Raw genomic sequence first — 14,142 nt, 5'->3', positions numbered from 1 at the left:
CCGCTGGCTCAGCTGTCTCGGTCTGTTGGCAGTCCTCCTCACACCGGCACCGGCCGAAGCCGCTGAGGCCGGCCGCCTGGTCGCGATCACCGACCAGGACTACGACAACGCCGCGGCCGCCCGCATCCGGCTGATGGATCCGGCGGTGGCCGACTGGAACTCCGGCACCGCGCAGAAGTGGACCTGGTCGCCCACCAGCACCAACGGCTTCTCGGGGCTCACCGGCGCCTGGGGTCTGCCGTCCGACGTGAAGCTGCGGATGAAGGGCGGCGCGTACGTCGCCCTGGTCACGGACTCCCGCGGTCTCGCCGGACTGATCAGCTACCCGGCCGGCCGGAAGCTGTGGGCCGCCAACGTTGGCTCAGCCAACAACCCGCACAGCATCGAACTGCTGCCCGACGGCAACGTGGCGGTGGCCGCGAGCACCGGTGGATTCGTCCGCATCTACACGGCCTCCCAAGGCACGTCGACGTACGTGACCTATCCGCTGCCGGACGCGCACGGCGTCCAGTGGGATCCCACCCGCCAGTTGCTGTGGGTCCTGGGCGGCAGCAAGCTGGCAGGACTGAAGATCACCGGCACGCCCGCCGAACCGGTGATCAGCGACGGTCCGGTGATCACTCTGCCGACCGGCGGTGGCCACGACCTGACTCCGGTGCTGGAGAACCACGACCTGCTGTGGGTTTCCACCGGCTCGAAGGTGTACCAGGTCAGCAAGTCCGCGGCGGCAGTTGTCGCGACGTTCGACCAGGCCGGCATCAAGAGCGTCAGCAGCATGCCGAACGCGCAGCAGGTCCGGACGTCCCCGAAGGCGGGCTGCCGGACGACGTGGTGCACCGACACCGTGAACTTCGCCGTCCCCGCGGCGACGCGGACCTTGTCCGGAGCGGAGATCTACAAGGCCCGCGTCTGGAGCTCGCGCTACGAGTGATCCTCGAGCTTGATCTTCGGGAGAACACGGTCGAGCCCGCTCGGCAGCCACCACGCGCGGCGGCCGAGGAGACGTAGCACCGCGGGGACGATGACGCAGCGGATGAGTACGGCGTCGAGCAGCACCGCGGTGGCCAGGCCGAGGCCGAACTGCTTCAGCATCCGGTCCGGGCTGAGCAGGAACGCGCCGAACACCACGATCATGATCGCGGCCGCCGCGGTGATCACGCTGCCGGTCGTCGCGAGCCCTTCCCGGACCGCGACGCGGGGATCGCCGGTGCGCCGCCATTCCTCGTGGATCCGGGAGACCAGGAACACCTCGTAGTCCATCGACAACCCGAACACGATCGCGAAGATCATGACCGGCACGAACGCCTCGATCGGCCCGGCCTGCGCGCCGAACCAGCCCTGCTGGAACACCAGCGTGATGACGCCGAGCGAGGCACCGATGCTGAGCAGGTTGAGAGCGGCGGCCTTCAACGGGATCAGCACCGACCGGAACACCGCCATCAGCAGCAGCGCCGACAAGCCGACCACGACCAGCACGAAGATCGGCAGCCGCTTGCTCACCGCCGCCGCGAAGTCGTCCGCGGCCGCCGTCGATCCACCGACCAGGTACGTCCCGCCGAGCTTCGGCAGGGTGTCCTTCCGCAACCGCTCGACGAGATCGCTCGTCGCCTTGTCCTGCGGTGCGGACTTCGGGAACGCCAGCACAGTGGCGACCTTGCCGTCCGGCGTCACCTGCGGCGGAGTCACGGCCGCGATCCCGGAGTCGGTCGCCAGCGCCTGGGTGAGCGCCTGCGTCTGCGTGCCCTCGGTCACGACGACCAGCGGACCGTTGAAGCCGGGCCCGAACCCGTCCGCCAGCAGGTCGTACGCCTTCCGGCTGGTCTTGGCCGGATCGTCCGTCCCCGCATCCGCGAACCCGAGCCGCATCCCGAGCGCCGGCAGCGACAGCGCCACCAACGCCACGACGCCGAGCACCAGCGGCACCCACGGCCCGCGCTGCACCATGCCGGCCAGCCGCCGCCACCCGTCGCCCGGCGTACGCCGCTGCTTGGCGGCATGCTTGCGGACGCTCCGCTCGATCCGCTTCCCGAACAGCGTCAGCAACGACGGCAGCAAGGTCACCGCCGCGAGCATCGTCATCAGCACGGTCAACGTGACCCCGAGCGCGACGCCTTGCAGCGAGCCGAGCCCCAGCGCCAGCAGACCGAGCAACGCGATCACCACCGTGCACCCCGCGAACATCACCGAACGGCCCGCGGTGTCCAGCGCGACGACCTTCGGGTCGGCCGTGCCCTTCAGCAGTTCGTGGCGATAGCGGGAGAAGATCAGCAACGCGTAGTCGATGCCGACGCCGAGCCCGACCAGCATCATCACCGGCGTCGTGTACTCCGGCACCGTGAAGAAGTGCGACGCGAGCATCAGCAAGGCGACCGTGCTGCCGACCGCGAACACGGCGGTCAGCAGCGGAAGCGTTGCCGCCAGCAACGATCCGAAGAGGAACACCAGGATCACCAGTGCGGCCAGGATGCCCGCGCCCTCGGACGCGCCGCCCGAACTCTCCGCGGCGTTCCGGGCCAGATCGCCGCCGGCCTCGACCTGGAAACCCGGCCGGGCGAAGTCCTGCGCTCGCTGGATGATCGTCCGGACGTCCTCGACCGGCATGTCGGCGACGGTGGCGTCCAGGCCGACCGTCGCGTACGCCGTACGTCGATCTGTCGACATTGCGCCCGGGGACGCGAACGGATCGGCGACCGAGGCGACATGTGGAAGGTCCCGCACCACCGCGAGCATCGAGGCGACCCTGGACCTCTCGACCTGGAGTCCGCCCTCGGCCCGGAACACGAGCTGCACGCTCGCGGTGTCGCCCTGCGGCTGGTGCGCCGCGAAGAGGTCCGCCACCCGCTGCGAGTCTGTGCCCGGCAGCGAGTTGTCGTTCTTGTAGTTCGCGCCGACCACCGTCGACGCGACGGTGACGGCAACCAGTGCCAGGACCCAGAGCAGGAGCGCCAGGCCGGCGTGCCGCATCGCCCACCCGGAAACCCGGTGCAGCACACCGGGCCGGGTCACTGGTCGGGTCGGGGTGTCCACACTCATCGCAGATCCTCATAAGTAGATTGGCTACATGTTGCCTATCGACATTAACAGACGCATGAGTAGACTGGCTACATGAAGGCGGATGCACTGCGTGGACACCTCGACCCGATGATCCTGGCCGTCGTCGAGCACGAACCGCTGCACGGCTACGCGATCATGGAAGCGTTGCTGGAGCGCAGCGGCGGCGAACTCGATCTGCCGACCGGCACGCTCTACCCGGCGCTCCGCCGCCTGGAGCGAGCCGGCTACCTGGCCAGCGAGTGGAGCACGGTCGGCGGACGCAAGCGCCGTACGTACCAGCTCACCAGCGCCGGCGCGAAGATGCTTGCCGCCGGCAAGCAGGAGTGGGTGACCTTCCGGGCGGTGGTGGAAGGGGTGCTACGCCCGGGCCAGGCGTAGGCCGCGGGTGGCCTGCTGGGCGACCAGGAGCAGCGGCAGGACGACGAAGCCGCTGACCACGCCGAGGTCGAGCAGGCCGTTCGGATGCGGGCTGGTCAGCGCCATCAGGAGGCTGATCGCGCCGATCGCCGCCGCGTTCGCGAGCGCGAAGACCGTGGTCACGCCGGCGAGGTGCTCCCGGACCACCGGGTAGCGCAGGCCGATGCCCGCGGCAACGACCGCGAGCACGGCTCCGACGATGGCGACCGTACCGACGTCGCGGACCAACGCCTGCAGCAAATCGTTCAGCGGGTTGGGGTCGTCCGGCCCGCTGTTCCAGCTCCAGGCACCTTCCCGCCACACGACGGGCTGGATGATGAGCGCCGCGAACAGCAGCACCGCCGTCCGCCGGCTCTGGCTGACGGCGAGGTCCGCACGATAGCCCGGCGCGACCTCCTCGAGCGTCCCGAAGTCGGCCACCGCGTGCTTCTCCGCGTCGCGCCTGTCCATGCCGTCCGCCTCGAAGGCCTCGGCGGCGTCGGTCAGGTGGTCGCGCGCCTCGGCCAGCAGGTCCGCCTTACGGCGCCGGGGTCCCCAGAGCTCCTTGCTCAGGGCCGCGAGGTAGTCGTCGATGGGCACTTCTCCAGTATGAGGAGCGCGTCCCCGGCTCACGTCCGGGGTCCCACTGACTCACCCCTGAGCTTGGCGCGGCGCCGCCGCTGGATGATGAAGAACCCGATGTACCCGATCACGACGAGCGTGAAGCCGACCTTCTCCGCGATCGGCGTCGCGCCCTCCGGCCAGATGTGACCGTCCAGGTAGTGGTTGATGTAGCCGCTCTCGTACGGGATCTCGCCGCCGCGGCGGCGGAAGTACTTCTCCGCGCCGGTGAACGGGCAGTCGTAGTCCACGATCACGATGGCGAGGTTCCAGACCACGATCGCCAGATGGGCCCAGATCAGCTTCGGCCACTTCCAGGCCAGGAAGGCGCCGATCACGAAGAACAGCAGGAAGGCGGCGTGCAGGACGAACATCACGTCGCCGAGAAACCGCCAGAACATCGGCTACTCCGGTCCTGTCCGGAGTGCGTCCCGGACCGTGACCGGCGCCGACGGCGACTGCTCCGGACGGATGGCACCCATCAGGCGCTCGACGGCGGCCTCCATCTCGCTGCGCCAGGTGATCGCGGACCGCAGGTCCAGCCGTAGCCGGGGATTGCGCGGGTGGTCGCGCACCACCCCGAAGCCCACGGCCCGCAGGAAGTCGGTCGGCCAGACACATCCGGGCCCGTCCCAGCGCGAGTCCCCGAACGCCTCGACGGCGCGGAAGCCTCGCTTCAGCACGTCCTTGGCGACCGCCTGGACCAGGATCTTGCCGAGCCCGAGTCCCAGGTACCGCGGCAGGATCCGGCCGGTCGCGAGTACGACGGCGTCCGGGCTGACGGGTGCGGTCGGGAACGCCTGGATCCGGGGCAGGTACGTCGCCGGGGCATACACCGCGAAGCCGGCCGGCTCGTCGTCCACCGACAAGACGATGCCCGCGCTTCCCCAGTCGAGCAGCAACTGGGACAGCCAGGCCTCCTTCTCCAGCCCGGTGTCGCCGTTGCGGTCGGCCTGCCGCGCCGCCACCGGATCGAGCTCCCAGAACACGCAGTCACGGCAGGGCACCGGCAGCTCGCCGAGGTTGGCGAGCGTCAGCGGTTCCAGCCGTCGGGCCATCAGGGCGTCCGTTCAGCGCTACGTGCTGTTGGCTTCGTCACGGTCTGTCAGCGGCTGGCTGGTTCGGCCGCCGGTTCGGGGACCGGGACCGGCGTCCGCGCGTCCGGCGTCCGGGTCGCCTCGGGGGCGACGTACCGCTGTTGCACCTTCGCCGCCGGTTGCCGCCGGAACAGCTCGCCGGCGAACCCGGCCAGTACGCCCAGCGCCAACCCGCCGAGCGCCCATCCGGCTGTCCTGCCCACGCTCATCCCAGTTTCCGCCTTCCGGTTCCACCTCTCAGGCCGCACCGCGCCGCCCGGCTGTCTCAGCAGCCAGATTCCGGCATGGTCGAACCTGCCCCTATAAGGCATGGTAGTGAGAGGTCACGCCGATCCCCAGTCCCGACCTGGGTCTGTCGACGTAACCTGGTGACTTCCCCCTCGATCACCGTTGGAGTGGCCCTCGTGAGTGCTGACGTGCCCGATGTCCGGCAGACCCGTCTCGACAACTACGTCGAGGCGTACGCAGCCCGGACGAAGGGCATGACCGCATCGGAGATCCGGGCGCTGTTCTCGGTCGCCAGCCGGCCCGAGGTGGTCTCGCTCGCGGGCGGTATGCCGAACATCGGCGGCCTGCCGCTCGACGTGGTCGGCGGCGCGGTCCGCGACCTGGTGATCGAGAGCGGCGCCACCGCGATGCAGTACGGCTCCGGCCAGGGTGACCCGGTGCTGCGCGACCAGATCTGCGACATCATGCGGCTGGAGGGCATCGAGGCGCACCCCGACGACGTCGTCGTCACGGTCGGCAGCCAGCAGGCCGTCGACCTGGTCACCCGGGTGTTCTGCGATCCGGGCGACGTGGTGATCTGCGAGGCCCCGTCGTACGTCGGCGCGCTCGGCGTGTTCCGCGCGTACCAGTGCGAGGTCGTGCACGTCGCGATGGACGACGACGGTGTCGTGCCGGAGGCGCTGGAGCAGGCGATCGCGTCGGTCCGGGCAGCCGGCAAGCGGATCAAGTTCTTCTACACGATCCCGAACTTCCACAACCCCGCCGGGGTCTCGCTGTCCGACGAGCGGCGGGCGCGGGTGCTGGAGATCTGCCAGCGGGCGGAGCTCCTGATCCTCGAGGACAACCCGTACGGTCTGCTCGGGTTCGAAGGTGAGCCGCAGCAGGCGTTGCGCGCCGCGGACCGGGAAGGCGTCATCTACCTCGGCTCCTTCTCGAAGACGTTCGCCCCCGGTTTCCGGGTCGGCTGGGCAGTCGCGCCGCACGCCGTCCGGGAGAAACTCGTGCTGGCCCAGGAGTCCGCGACGCTGTGCCCGCCGACCTTCAGCCAGCTGGCGATCTCGTCGTACCTGGTCCGGCACGACTGGATGGGGCAGGTGAAGCAGTTCCGGGAGATGTATCGCGAGCGCCGGGACGCGATGCTCGCGGCACTGGCGGAAAAGATGCCAGCAGCAACCACCTGGACGCGGCCGCGGGGCGGGTTCTACGTCTGGCTGACGTTGCCGGACGGACTGGACGCGAAGGCGATGCTGCCCCGGGCGGTCACGGCGCGCGTCGCCTACGTGCCCGGAACGGCCTTCTTCTCCGACGGTTTCGGCTCCCAGTGCATGCGGCTGTCCTACTGTCATCCGACGCCGGAGCGGATCGCCGAGGGAGTCGGCCGGCTGGCCGCGGTGATCAACGAGGAGCTCGAGCTCCGGCAGACGTTCGGCCCGCTGCCACCCGGCGCCGGCCGTGAGTACGACGCTCCGGGGCCGGAGCTTTCCTAGCTCCGCTTCGCAAAGGTTGCGCAAGGGAGCTGCGGGCGGCCGGGGGCCCGGGAACCGGTAGGGGTACCGTTCGAGTGGGCCTCGGGACCGGCGACCGTGCCGGAGTCGCCCACGAGTGATCGGGATATTTGTGATGAGTGATCTGGGTCGAGTGCTGGTACTGGCAGGTGGGCTGTCGCACGAGCGGGATGTCTCGCTGCGGTCCGGCCGCCGAGTCGCGGACGCCCTGCGCAGTGTCGGCGTCGAGGTCGAACAGCGCGACGTCGACGCCTCACTGGTCGATCGGCTGCGCGACGATCCCCCGGACGCGGTGTTCCCCGTCCTGCACGGCGTCACCGGCGAGGACGGCGCTCTCCGCCAGGTCCTCGACCTGTACGGCGTGCCGTACGTCGGGGCCGACGCGGCCGCGTGCCGGACGGCGTTCGACAAGCCGGTCGCCGCGACGGTGGTCGGCGCCGCGGGACTGCACACGCCTGCCTCGGTCGTGCTCGGGCACGACACGTTCCGCGAGCTCGGTGCCGCGGCGCTGATGGAGGCGGTGATCAAGCAGGTCGGGCTGCCGCTGGTCGTGAAGCCGGCCCGGGGCGGGTCGGCGCTCGGCGCGTCGATCGTCCGGTCGGCCGAGGAGCTGCCGTCGGCGATGGTGAACTGCTACGCCTACGGACCGGTCGCGTTGATCGAGCAGTACGTCGACGGGACCGAGGTGGCCGTCACGGTCGTCGACACCGGCGACGGACCGCGGGCCCTGCCGGCCGTCGAGATCCGCCCGGACTCGGGCTTCTACGACTACGAGGCGCGGTACACGGCAGGCGCGACGCAGTTCGTCGTACCGGCTCGGTTGGAGCCTGAGGCCGCCGGTGCGTGCGCCGCGGCCGCTGTCCAGGCGCACCAGGCGCTGGGGCTGCGCGACCTCTCCAGGACCGACCTTGTGGTCGACGCGGCCGGGGTGCCGTGGTTCCTCGAGGTGAACGTTGCTCCGGGGATGACCGAGACATCGCTGGTCCCGCTGGCCGCTGAGGCAGCCGGGATCGAGCTGGGTGTGCTCTGCCGCGACCTGCTTGCCACCGCAGCAGCTCGCTGAACGCCGGACGTAGCAATGCCAGACCCCCGCTCCCCGGAGCCCGCTCGGCCCCTGTGGCGGACTGTGCTGACGCCGCAGTGGTCCGGTCTCCTCGTGCTCGCGCTGGCGCTCGCGGGAGTCATGACCGCCATGGGAGTGTGGCAACTGAGCGTCTACCGGTCGAAGACCGCCGACGCCACCGCTCAGCGTGCCGGTGCACCGCCGGTCGCGCTGCAGTCGCTCTTCTCCATTGACGAGGGCCTGCCATCGAAGGCCGTCGGCCGGCGCGTCACCGTCGAGGGCTCCTGGGGGCCTTCCGCTGACCAGGTCTTCATCGCGGACCGCGCCCAGGACGGCAAGAACGGCTTCTGGGTGGTGTCGCCACTCAAGCTCGCCGACTCCGGCGCGGTGATGGTCGTCCGCGGCTGGGTGCCGACTGTCACAGACCCGGCCGCGCAGGCACCAACTGGTCCGACGCAGTTGACCGGCTCGGTGATTGCGTCCGAGGCGGAGGACTCGTCGGACGACGCCGCGAAGGGGCGGGTGCTGTCGTCGCTGCGAATCCCGACGATCGTGCACCTGGTGGACTACCGGGTGTACGACGCGTTCGTCGTCCAGACCGCCGTCGGCGCGGGCGCCGTCCCGTCGCCGGCGCCGGCCACCGTCGTACCGCCTCCGCCGCCGACGGATCATGCCGGGCTGCGGAACGTCGCCTACGCCGTTCAGTGGTGGATCTTCGCGGCGTTCACGCTCTGGATGTGGGGGCGGATGGTGCTGGACGCGCATCGCTCGCCGCCAGACGAAGAGACAGGCGACCAGGTCGGGGAGCCTGTGGAGCCAAGCGGTACCGTTTCAGCGTGACTTCCTCTGCCGACCCCGCCACGTCCGCGAGCCCGCAGCCGCTCACTCCGGCCGTCCGCGGGGCTCTCACCCGCTATCGCGTGATCGCGTACATCGTCGGTGTGATGCTGCTCCTGCTGCTGTTCGTCGCGATGCCGCTGAAGTACCTGGCCGACGACCCCGGCGCGATGAACGTGATCGGCCCGCTGCACGGCTTCCTGTACGTCGTGTACCTGCTCGGCACGTTCGACCTGTTCCGTCGGGTCCGCTGGTCGTTGCCCCGGCTGGTCCTGATGGCGGTCGCCGGCACCATCCCGTTCCTCTCGTTCTACGCCGAGCGCAAGACGACCCACGAGCTTCTCGGCCGCTAGGTCGCAATGTTTCACATGAAACATTGCCAGTCGGCGCTGACATGGATATGTCGATATATCTCTCTGCCGACGAATCTCGACTGTTCGTGGCGTTAACTAGCTCTGTGAGCGGGATCCTAAGCCGCCTCGCCGGACTTACATCCGTGTGATTTCTGGGCCCGGCGGCTCTGGTGGACGCCCGTTTTCAGCCCGAAGGACGGCGTAATGCAGCCGAACGCTGCCGCCCGCATCCGAATGCACCGAAAGTAGCTGCAAGCGCGTCGGAGCCTCGCCGACCCCGAGCGGTGAGCCATCCATGATCGACGGCGTCCCCAATCCACCGACCAGCGCCGGCGCCACCGTCAGGTGCAGCTCGTCGATCAGACCGGCCCGCAGCAGCGCGCCGTTCAAGCCGCCGCCCGCGGTCGACAACACGCAGCTGATGCCCAGCTCCGATCCCATCGCGGCGAGCGCCCGCTGCAGGTCGACGCGCTCCTCGCCGGCTACGAGATAGCAGATGCGTTCCCGCCGGAGGTAGCTCAGATAGTCGGCGGGTGTCGATCGTGCTACCAGCACGAGCGCGCCCCAGCCCTCGTGCTTCTCCGTCCAGCGCACTCGCCCGCGGCTGTCGACGACCGTGAACCACCTGAGCGACGGCTGTCCGACGACCTCGGCCGGCAGGAAGTGGCAATAGAGCACGGCCGGGTCGCCGTCGTACGCCGGTAGTTCGTCGGGGATCTCGTCCTCGGCGACCAGGCTGCCACTCCCCTCCAGGATGGCGTTGCACCCGTACTGCTGCCTGACCAGCTCGCCGACATCGATCGCGACCGAGTCCGGCGCCGACGGGGTCATCGACTCCCACAGCGCCGTGCTGGGCTGATGCATCAGGAGCGCATTCCGGGTCAGCGCCACCTTCCCGTCGGCACTCGCTCCTACGCTGACCACGACGCGCGGTCGGTTCTGCACCTGGGCCTCCTCGGGCTCGACAGGCACCACACATACCAACGCCCGCCGACAATTCGGCGGGCGTTGTGACGAGCGATCAGCCTCAGCCCCCGCTGCCCTTGTTGGGATCCATCAGTGTGACGATGCGCTCCAGGTCGTCGAGCGACGCGAACTCGACGGTGATCTTGCCCTTGGTCTTTCCGAGGTCGACCTTCACGCGGGTCTCGAAGCGGTCCGACAGCCGGTCGGCCAGGTCGATCAGCCGCGGCGCGACCGGCTTGTTCCGGCGGCGCGGCGCGGACGTGTCGTCGGCGTTCATGTCGCCGAGCGCCACGATCTCCTCGACCGTGCGGACCGAGAGCCCCTCGGCGACGATCCGCTGCGCGAGTCGCTCGATCGCGTCGCCACTGGGCAGACCAAGCAACGCCCGCGCGTGGCCGGCCGACAGCACTCCGGCCGCCACCCGGCGCTGCACGGAGGCCGGCAGCTTCAGCAGGCGCAGCGTGTTGGAGATCTGCGGCCGCGACCGTCCGATCCGCGTCGCGAGCACCTCCTGCGTGCAGCCGAAGTCGTCGAGCATCTGCTGGTACGCCGCCGCCTCTTCGAGCGGGTTCAGCTGGCTGCGGTGCAGGTTCTCCAGCAGCGCGTCCCGGAGCATCGCGTCGTCCGACGTCTCCCGGACGATGGCGGGGATCGTGGTCAGCCCGGCGGCCTGCGTCGCGCGCCAGCGGCGCTCGCCCATGACCAGCTCGTACGTCTCGCCCTCGAGCCGTCGTACGACGATCGGCTGCAGCAAGCCGATCTCCTTGACCGAGTGGACGAGCTCCTCCATCGCCTCCTCGTCGAAGACCGTCCGCGGCTGCTTCGGGTTCGGGGTGATCTTGTCGACCTCGATCTCCGCGAACGACGCGCCCGGTACCGCGGCCAGCTCCGGTCCCTGCGCGCCCTGCGGTGCGGTCGGCGTCGCCACCGGGGGTGCGCCCGGGATCGAGTTCGACTTGCTGCCGAGGGTGGTGGTGCCAGGCGCCGGCGAGCTGGGGATCAGCGCACCAAGTCCGCGTCCGAGTCGGGTGTTCATCGCGCTCCCTCGAGTTCGACTGCCTGCTGAGCTACTGCTGACCTAATCACAACGCTGAGCGGCGGCCACGGCCGTCACCGCAGCCTGCGTGTCCTGTTTCACGTGAAACCGTGGGGCCTGCGTTCCACGTGAAACACTGCCACGCCGATGCGCCTGACTCAGGCGTTGTTCCGCATCGCGATCTCGCGCGACGCCTCCAGGTACGACAGTGCACCGGCCGACGCCGGGTCGTACGCGAGCACGGTCTGCCCGTGGCTCGGGGCCTCGGAGATCCGCACCGATCGCGGCACGGCGGTCCGCAGGACGGCGTCCTTGAAGTGACCGCGGACCTCGGCCGCCACCTCGCCGGCCAGCTTGGTGCGGGCGTCGTACATGGTCAGCAGGATCGTCGACACGTCGAGCGCCGGGTTCAGGTGCGACTTCACCATGTCGATGTGGCGGAGCAGCTGCGAGAGACCCTCGAGGGCGTAGTACTCACTCTGGATCGGGACCAGCACCTCGCGGGCCGCGGTCAGCGCGTTCACCGTCAGCAGGCCGAGCGACGGCGGGCAGTCGATGAAGACGTAGTCGTACTTCTCCCCCGCGGTCTCGGTCTCGGTCAGGTAGGCCTCGAGGACACTCTTCAGCCGGCTCTCGCGGGCCACCAGGCTGACGAGCTCGATCTCGGCACCGGCCAGGTCGATCGTCGCCGGGATCACCTGGATGCCAGGGTGCTCCGCGCACGGCTGGATCAGCTTGCTCAGCGGCTCGCCCTCGATGATCGCCTCGTACACCCCCGGCGTACCTTCGGCGTGGTCGATACCCAGGGCCGTCGACGCGTTGCCCTGCGGGTCGAGGTCGATGACCAGGATCTTCGCGCCGTAGAGGGCGAGGCCGGCCGCGACGTTCACCGTCGTCGTGGTCTTGCCCACGCCACCCTTCTGGTTGGCGACGACGAAGACTCGGGTCTGCGCGGGCAGCGGGAACTCGCGGCCCATCGTGCGTCCTTCATTCACCAGCAGGGTCCGTTCGGTGGCGGCGGCGATCGGAGTCTCGAGGAGTCGTCGCTGAAGCTCGTCCGACGTGGCCCGCGCGGCGATCTGTGCGGCAGTCATAGCGCCCATTCCAATAGGTGCGGGACTTGGCCCGAAGAGGATGTCGGTAGGGGTCGGGGCGGGTCTACCCCCAGCTCCGTCCACAGGCTTCTGTGGACGAATTCCCGTGTGCGGGGGCAGTTTCATGCGGTGGTCATCCACAGGCGGTGGAGACTCCGAGAAGTCCGGCTCGACGTCCACCAGTGACGCCGAATCGGGCCCGGAACCATCATCCCGCATGGTGGGGGTTTCACGTGAAACGGACGCCGCGCCGTCGGCCGCCGGACCGCCGAGACCGGCCGCGGCGGCGGCCTGAAGCCTCGAGGTGTCGATCGGCGGCGAGCTGTACGGCTGCTCGGCAGCCGCAGGCGAAGAAGTCTGGACCGGGGGTGCCGGGGCGGGCGACGTGTCGGGAGCGGGTTCCTGAGTCACCACTCGAACGGCGGAGTCCGGTTCGGTCGGCCAGCCGATCCCCTGGGACGACCCCGGCTCGCCGGTGCTCTTCTCGGGCCATCCGAGAGCACGACTCACCAACCCGCTCACCTCCCGTGTCTTCCGTGCCGGGATCCCCCTGCAGCACGTCCGGCCACAATACTCACCACAGTCGTGGGGTTGGCCAGTTCATCGCCGCCGAGTTGGTGAATATGACAAAGCTCTGCGCCGAGCTTCATCAACTCGCGTTCTGAGGCGTCCAGTTCCTCCTCTGCGGACGCCCCTTTCATGGCCAGCATCAGTCCGCCCTCGACACAGAGCGGCAGACACCAGCGGGCCAGTTTCCCCAACGGAGCGACAGCCCGCGAGGTGACGACGTCGTACGACGCCGGCGGCAGATCCTCGGCCCGCGCCCGGACGACGGTCGCGTTGCCGAGCTCCAGCGAATCGACGGCCTCCTGGAGGAAGGTCGTCCGGCGGAGCAGTGGCTCCACCAGATCCACCCGGAGGTCGGGCCGCACGATCGCGAGCACGATGCCGGGCAGGCCCGCGCCGGTGCCGACGTCGGCGACCGATGCGCCCTCCGGGATCAGCCGCTCGACCACGGCACAGTTCAGCAGGTGCCGGTCCCACAGCCGCGGGACTTCCCGCGGACCGATCAGGCCGCGGAGCGTGCCCTCTGTCGCCAGCAACTCGGCATACGCCGAAAGCCGGACCGCCGCCCGTGGAAACAGCTTGTCCACGAGCGGCGGTGTTTCACGTGAAACGTGTTCGGTCATCGGTGCGCTGTCATGGCTGAACCACCACGCGGCGGCGGGGCTCCTCGCCCTCGGACTCCGACGTCAGGCCGGCGGCCGCGACGACGTCGTGCACGACCTTGCGCTCGAACGGTGTCATCGGGTCCAGCCGCACCGGGGTGCCGGTCGCCTTCGCCTCCTCGACGGCCTTACGGCCGACCTCTTCGAGCTCCGCCTTGCGGTTCGCCCGGTAGTTCGACACGTCGAGCATCAGCCGCGACCGCTCGCCGGTCTCCCGGTACACGGCCAGCCGGGTCAGCTCCTGGAGCGCCTCCAGCACCTTCCCGTTCTCGCCGACGAGGTTGTTCAGCTCAGCGCCGACGATCGAGACCGCGGCCCGGTCGCCGTCGATGTCCATGTCGATGTCGCCGTCGAGATCGGCGATGTCGAGGAGCTCCTCGAGGTAGTCCGCCGCGATATCGCTCTCCGCCTCGAGCGCCTTCAGGCGGTCCTCGGCCGAGCTCGTGCCGGCGGACTGCTCCGCCGTGTCGGTGTTCTGCATGCCGTCGGTCACGGCCACTCCTTCACAATGTCGGGATCCGCCTCACGGGGACCCGGGGCTCACTGAGCAATAAGGGGGGTGCGCGCCCAGGCGGTCAGCGCGACCCGCCGGAGCGCTTCTGCGCCGCCTTCTTCTGCGCGGCCGACTTCGCCGCGGGCTGGCGCTTGGCTCCGGTGCCCTTC

At 69.6% G+C, this 14,142-nt stretch carries 16 protein-coding genes; 6 read left to right on the top strand and 10 right to left on the bottom strand.

The window, feature by feature from the left end:
- The first annotated feature begins 25 nt into the window (after positions 1–25).
- The gene (locus tag ABZW60_RS11290) at positions 26–931 is read left to right on the top strand and encodes a DUF6528 family protein (RefSeq protein ID WP_355475646.1); all 906 of its coding nucleotides are present in this window, start codon (positions 26–28) and stop codon (positions 929–931) included.
- On the opposite strand, the gene ABZW60_RS11285 is transcribed toward ABZW60_RS11290, so the two are convergent.
- Positions 922–3,033 (bottom strand): MMPL family transporter, encoded by a 2,112-nt coding sequence (locus tag ABZW60_RS11285; RefSeq protein ID WP_355475645.1) that lies wholly within the window; start codon positions 3,031–3,033, stop codon positions 922–924. The two genes, ABZW60_RS11290 and ABZW60_RS11285, sit on opposite strands and share 10 nt — an antisense overlap.
- Positions 3,034–3,105: 72 nt before the next feature.
- Between ABZW60_RS11285 and ABZW60_RS11280 the strand changes: the two genes are divergently transcribed.
- A complete protein-coding gene (locus tag ABZW60_RS11280; RefSeq protein ID WP_355475643.1) occupies positions 3,106–3,432 on the top strand; it encodes a helix-turn-helix transcriptional regulator in 327 nt (108 codons plus the stop codon).
- On the opposite strand, the gene ABZW60_RS11275 is transcribed toward ABZW60_RS11280, so the two are convergent.
- From ABZW60_RS11275 to ABZW60_RS11260, 4 genes are read right to left on the bottom strand one after another with little or no spacing between them, the layout of a single operon-like run.
- A complete protein-coding gene (locus tag ABZW60_RS11275) occupies positions 3,412–4,050 on the bottom strand; it encodes a permease prefix domain 1-containing protein (protein WP_355475641.1) in 639 nt (212 codons plus the stop codon). The genes ABZW60_RS11280 and ABZW60_RS11275 overlap by 21 nt on opposite strands.
- A 29-nt stretch (positions 4,051–4,079) precedes the next feature.
- A complete protein-coding gene (locus ABZW60_RS11270; RefSeq protein ID WP_355475639.1) occupies positions 4,080–4,472 on the bottom strand; it encodes a DUF2784 domain-containing protein in 393 nt (130 codons plus the stop codon).
- 3 nt (positions 4,473–4,475) lie between these two features.
- Complete coding sequence (locus tag ABZW60_RS11265) at positions 4,476–5,129, bottom strand: GNAT family N-acetyltransferase (protein ID WP_355475637.1); 654 nt, start codon at positions 5,127–5,129, stop codon at positions 4,476–4,478.
- Between the two features lie 47 nt (positions 5,130–5,176).
- The gene (locus ABZW60_RS11260) at positions 5,177–5,377 is read right to left on the bottom strand and encodes a hypothetical protein (protein ID WP_355475635.1); all 201 of its coding nucleotides are present in this window, start codon (positions 5,375–5,377) and stop codon (positions 5,177–5,179) included.
- Between the two features lie 195 nt (positions 5,378–5,572).
- Here ABZW60_RS11260 and ABZW60_RS11255 point away from each other — a divergent pair, with 195 nt between their 5' ends.
- The 4 genes from ABZW60_RS11255 to ABZW60_RS11240 all read left to right on the top strand — a co-directional run bounded on the left by ABZW60_RS11255 (position 5,573) and on the right by ABZW60_RS11240 (position 9,154).
- The gene (locus ABZW60_RS11255; protein WP_355475634.1) at positions 5,573–6,883 is read left to right on the top strand and encodes a PLP-dependent aminotransferase family protein; all 1,311 of its coding nucleotides are present in this window, start codon (positions 5,573–5,575) and stop codon (positions 6,881–6,883) included.
- A 133-nt stretch (positions 6,884–7,016) separates the two neighbouring features.
- Positions 7,017–7,964 (top strand): D-alanine--D-alanine ligase, encoded by a 948-nt coding sequence (locus tag ABZW60_RS11250; RefSeq protein ID WP_355475632.1) that lies wholly within the window; start codon positions 7,017–7,019, stop codon positions 7,962–7,964.
- Between the two features lie 63 nt (positions 7,965–8,027).
- Positions 8,028–8,804, top strand: a complete 777-nt coding sequence (locus tag ABZW60_RS11245) for an SURF1 family protein (protein ID WP_355475631.1) — start codon at positions 8,028–8,030, stop codon at positions 8,802–8,804.
- Positions 8,801–9,154 carry a DUF3817 domain-containing protein gene (locus ABZW60_RS11240; protein WP_355475629.1) on the top strand — a complete coding sequence of 118 codons (354 nt, stop codon included), beginning with the start codon at positions 8,801–8,803 and terminating at the stop codon, positions 9,152–9,154. Before ABZW60_RS11245 ends, ABZW60_RS11240 begins: the two co-directional genes overlap by 4 nt.
- Positions 9,155–9,289: 135 nt before the next feature.
- On the opposite strand, the gene ABZW60_RS11235 is transcribed toward ABZW60_RS11240, so the two are convergent.
- From ABZW60_RS11235 to ABZW60_RS11215, 5 genes are all read right to left on the bottom strand, one after another.
- The gene (locus tag ABZW60_RS11235; protein ID WP_355475879.1) at positions 9,290–10,078 is read right to left on the bottom strand and encodes a RibD family protein; all 789 of its coding nucleotides are present in this window, start codon (positions 10,076–10,078) and stop codon (positions 9,290–9,292) included.
- Positions 10,079–10,181: 103 nt separating this feature from the next.
- Positions 10,182–11,156: a ParB/RepB/Spo0J family partition protein gene (locus tag ABZW60_RS11230; protein WP_355475627.1), complete on the bottom strand. Its 975-nt coding sequence runs from the start codon at positions 11,154–11,156 to the stop codon at positions 10,182–10,184.
- A gap of 158 nt (positions 11,157–11,314) precedes the next feature.
- Positions 11,315–12,250: an AAA family ATPase gene (locus ABZW60_RS11225; RefSeq protein ID WP_355475625.1), complete on the bottom strand. Its 936-nt coding sequence runs from the start codon at positions 12,248–12,250 to the stop codon at positions 11,315–11,317.
- A 518-nt stretch (positions 12,251–12,768) separates the two neighbouring features.
- Complete coding sequence (gene rsmG / locus ABZW60_RS11220) at positions 12,769–13,440, bottom strand: 16S rRNA (guanine(527)-N(7))-methyltransferase RsmG (protein WP_355475623.1); 672 nt, start codon at positions 13,438–13,440, stop codon at positions 12,769–12,771.
- A gap of 10 nt (positions 13,441–13,450) precedes the next feature.
- The gene (locus ABZW60_RS11215; RefSeq protein WP_355475877.1) at positions 13,451–13,960 is read right to left on the bottom strand and encodes a R3H domain-containing nucleic acid-binding protein; all 510 of its coding nucleotides are present in this window, start codon (positions 13,958–13,960) and stop codon (positions 13,451–13,453) included.
- Positions 13,961–14,142 lie beyond the last annotated feature (182 nt).

Origin of the sequence: Kribbella sp. NPDC003557, assembly GCF_040610805.1 — a bacterium.
In the GTDB taxonomy this organism is placed as follows: domain Bacteria; phylum Actinomycetota; class Actinomycetes; order Propionibacteriales; family Kribbellaceae; genus Kribbella.
Note: the sequence above shows the minus strand (reverse complement) of the source record. Positions and strands in the feature narration are given on the sequence as shown.

Bases quoted from the DNA above. Each gene is read 5' to 3' on its own strand.
- ABZW60_RS11285 (WP_355475645.1), bottom strand. From the start codon at position 3,033: ATGAGTGTGGACACCCCGACCCGACCAGTGACCCGGCCCGGTGTGCTG.
- ABZW60_RS11280 (WP_355475643.1), top strand. From the start codon at position 3,106: ATGAAGGCGGATGCACTGCGTGGACACCTCGACCCGATGATCCTGGCC.
- ABZW60_RS11270 (WP_355475639.1), bottom strand. From the start codon at position 4,472: ATGTTCTGGCGGTTTCTCGGCGACGTGATGTTCGTCCTGCACGCCGCC.
- ABZW60_RS11265 (WP_355475637.1), bottom strand. From the start codon at position 5,129: ATGGCCCGACGGCTGGAACCGCTGACGCTCGCCAACCTCGGCGAGCTG.
- ABZW60_RS11260 (WP_355475635.1), bottom strand. From the start codon at position 5,377: ATGAGCGTGGGCAGGACAGCCGGATGGGCGCTCGGCGGGTTGGCGCTG.
- ABZW60_RS11250 (WP_355475632.1), top strand. From the start codon at position 7,017: ATGAGTGATCTGGGTCGAGTGCTGGTACTGGCAGGTGGGCTGTCGCAC.
- ABZW60_RS11230 (WP_355475627.1), bottom strand. From the start codon at position 11,156: ATGAACACCCGACTCGGACGCGGACTTGGTGCGCTGATCCCCAGCTCG.
- ABZW60_RS11225 (WP_355475625.1), bottom strand. From the start codon at position 12,250: ATGACTGCCGCACAGATCGCCGCGCGGGCCACGTCGGACGAGCTTCAG.
- rsmG (WP_355475623.1), bottom strand. From the start codon at position 13,440: ATGACCGAACACGTTTCACGTGAAACACCGCCGCTCGTGGACAAGCTG.
- ABZW60_RS11215 (WP_355475877.1), bottom strand. From the start codon at position 13,960: ATGCAGAACACCGACACGGCGGAGCAGTCCGCCGGCACGAGCTCGGCC.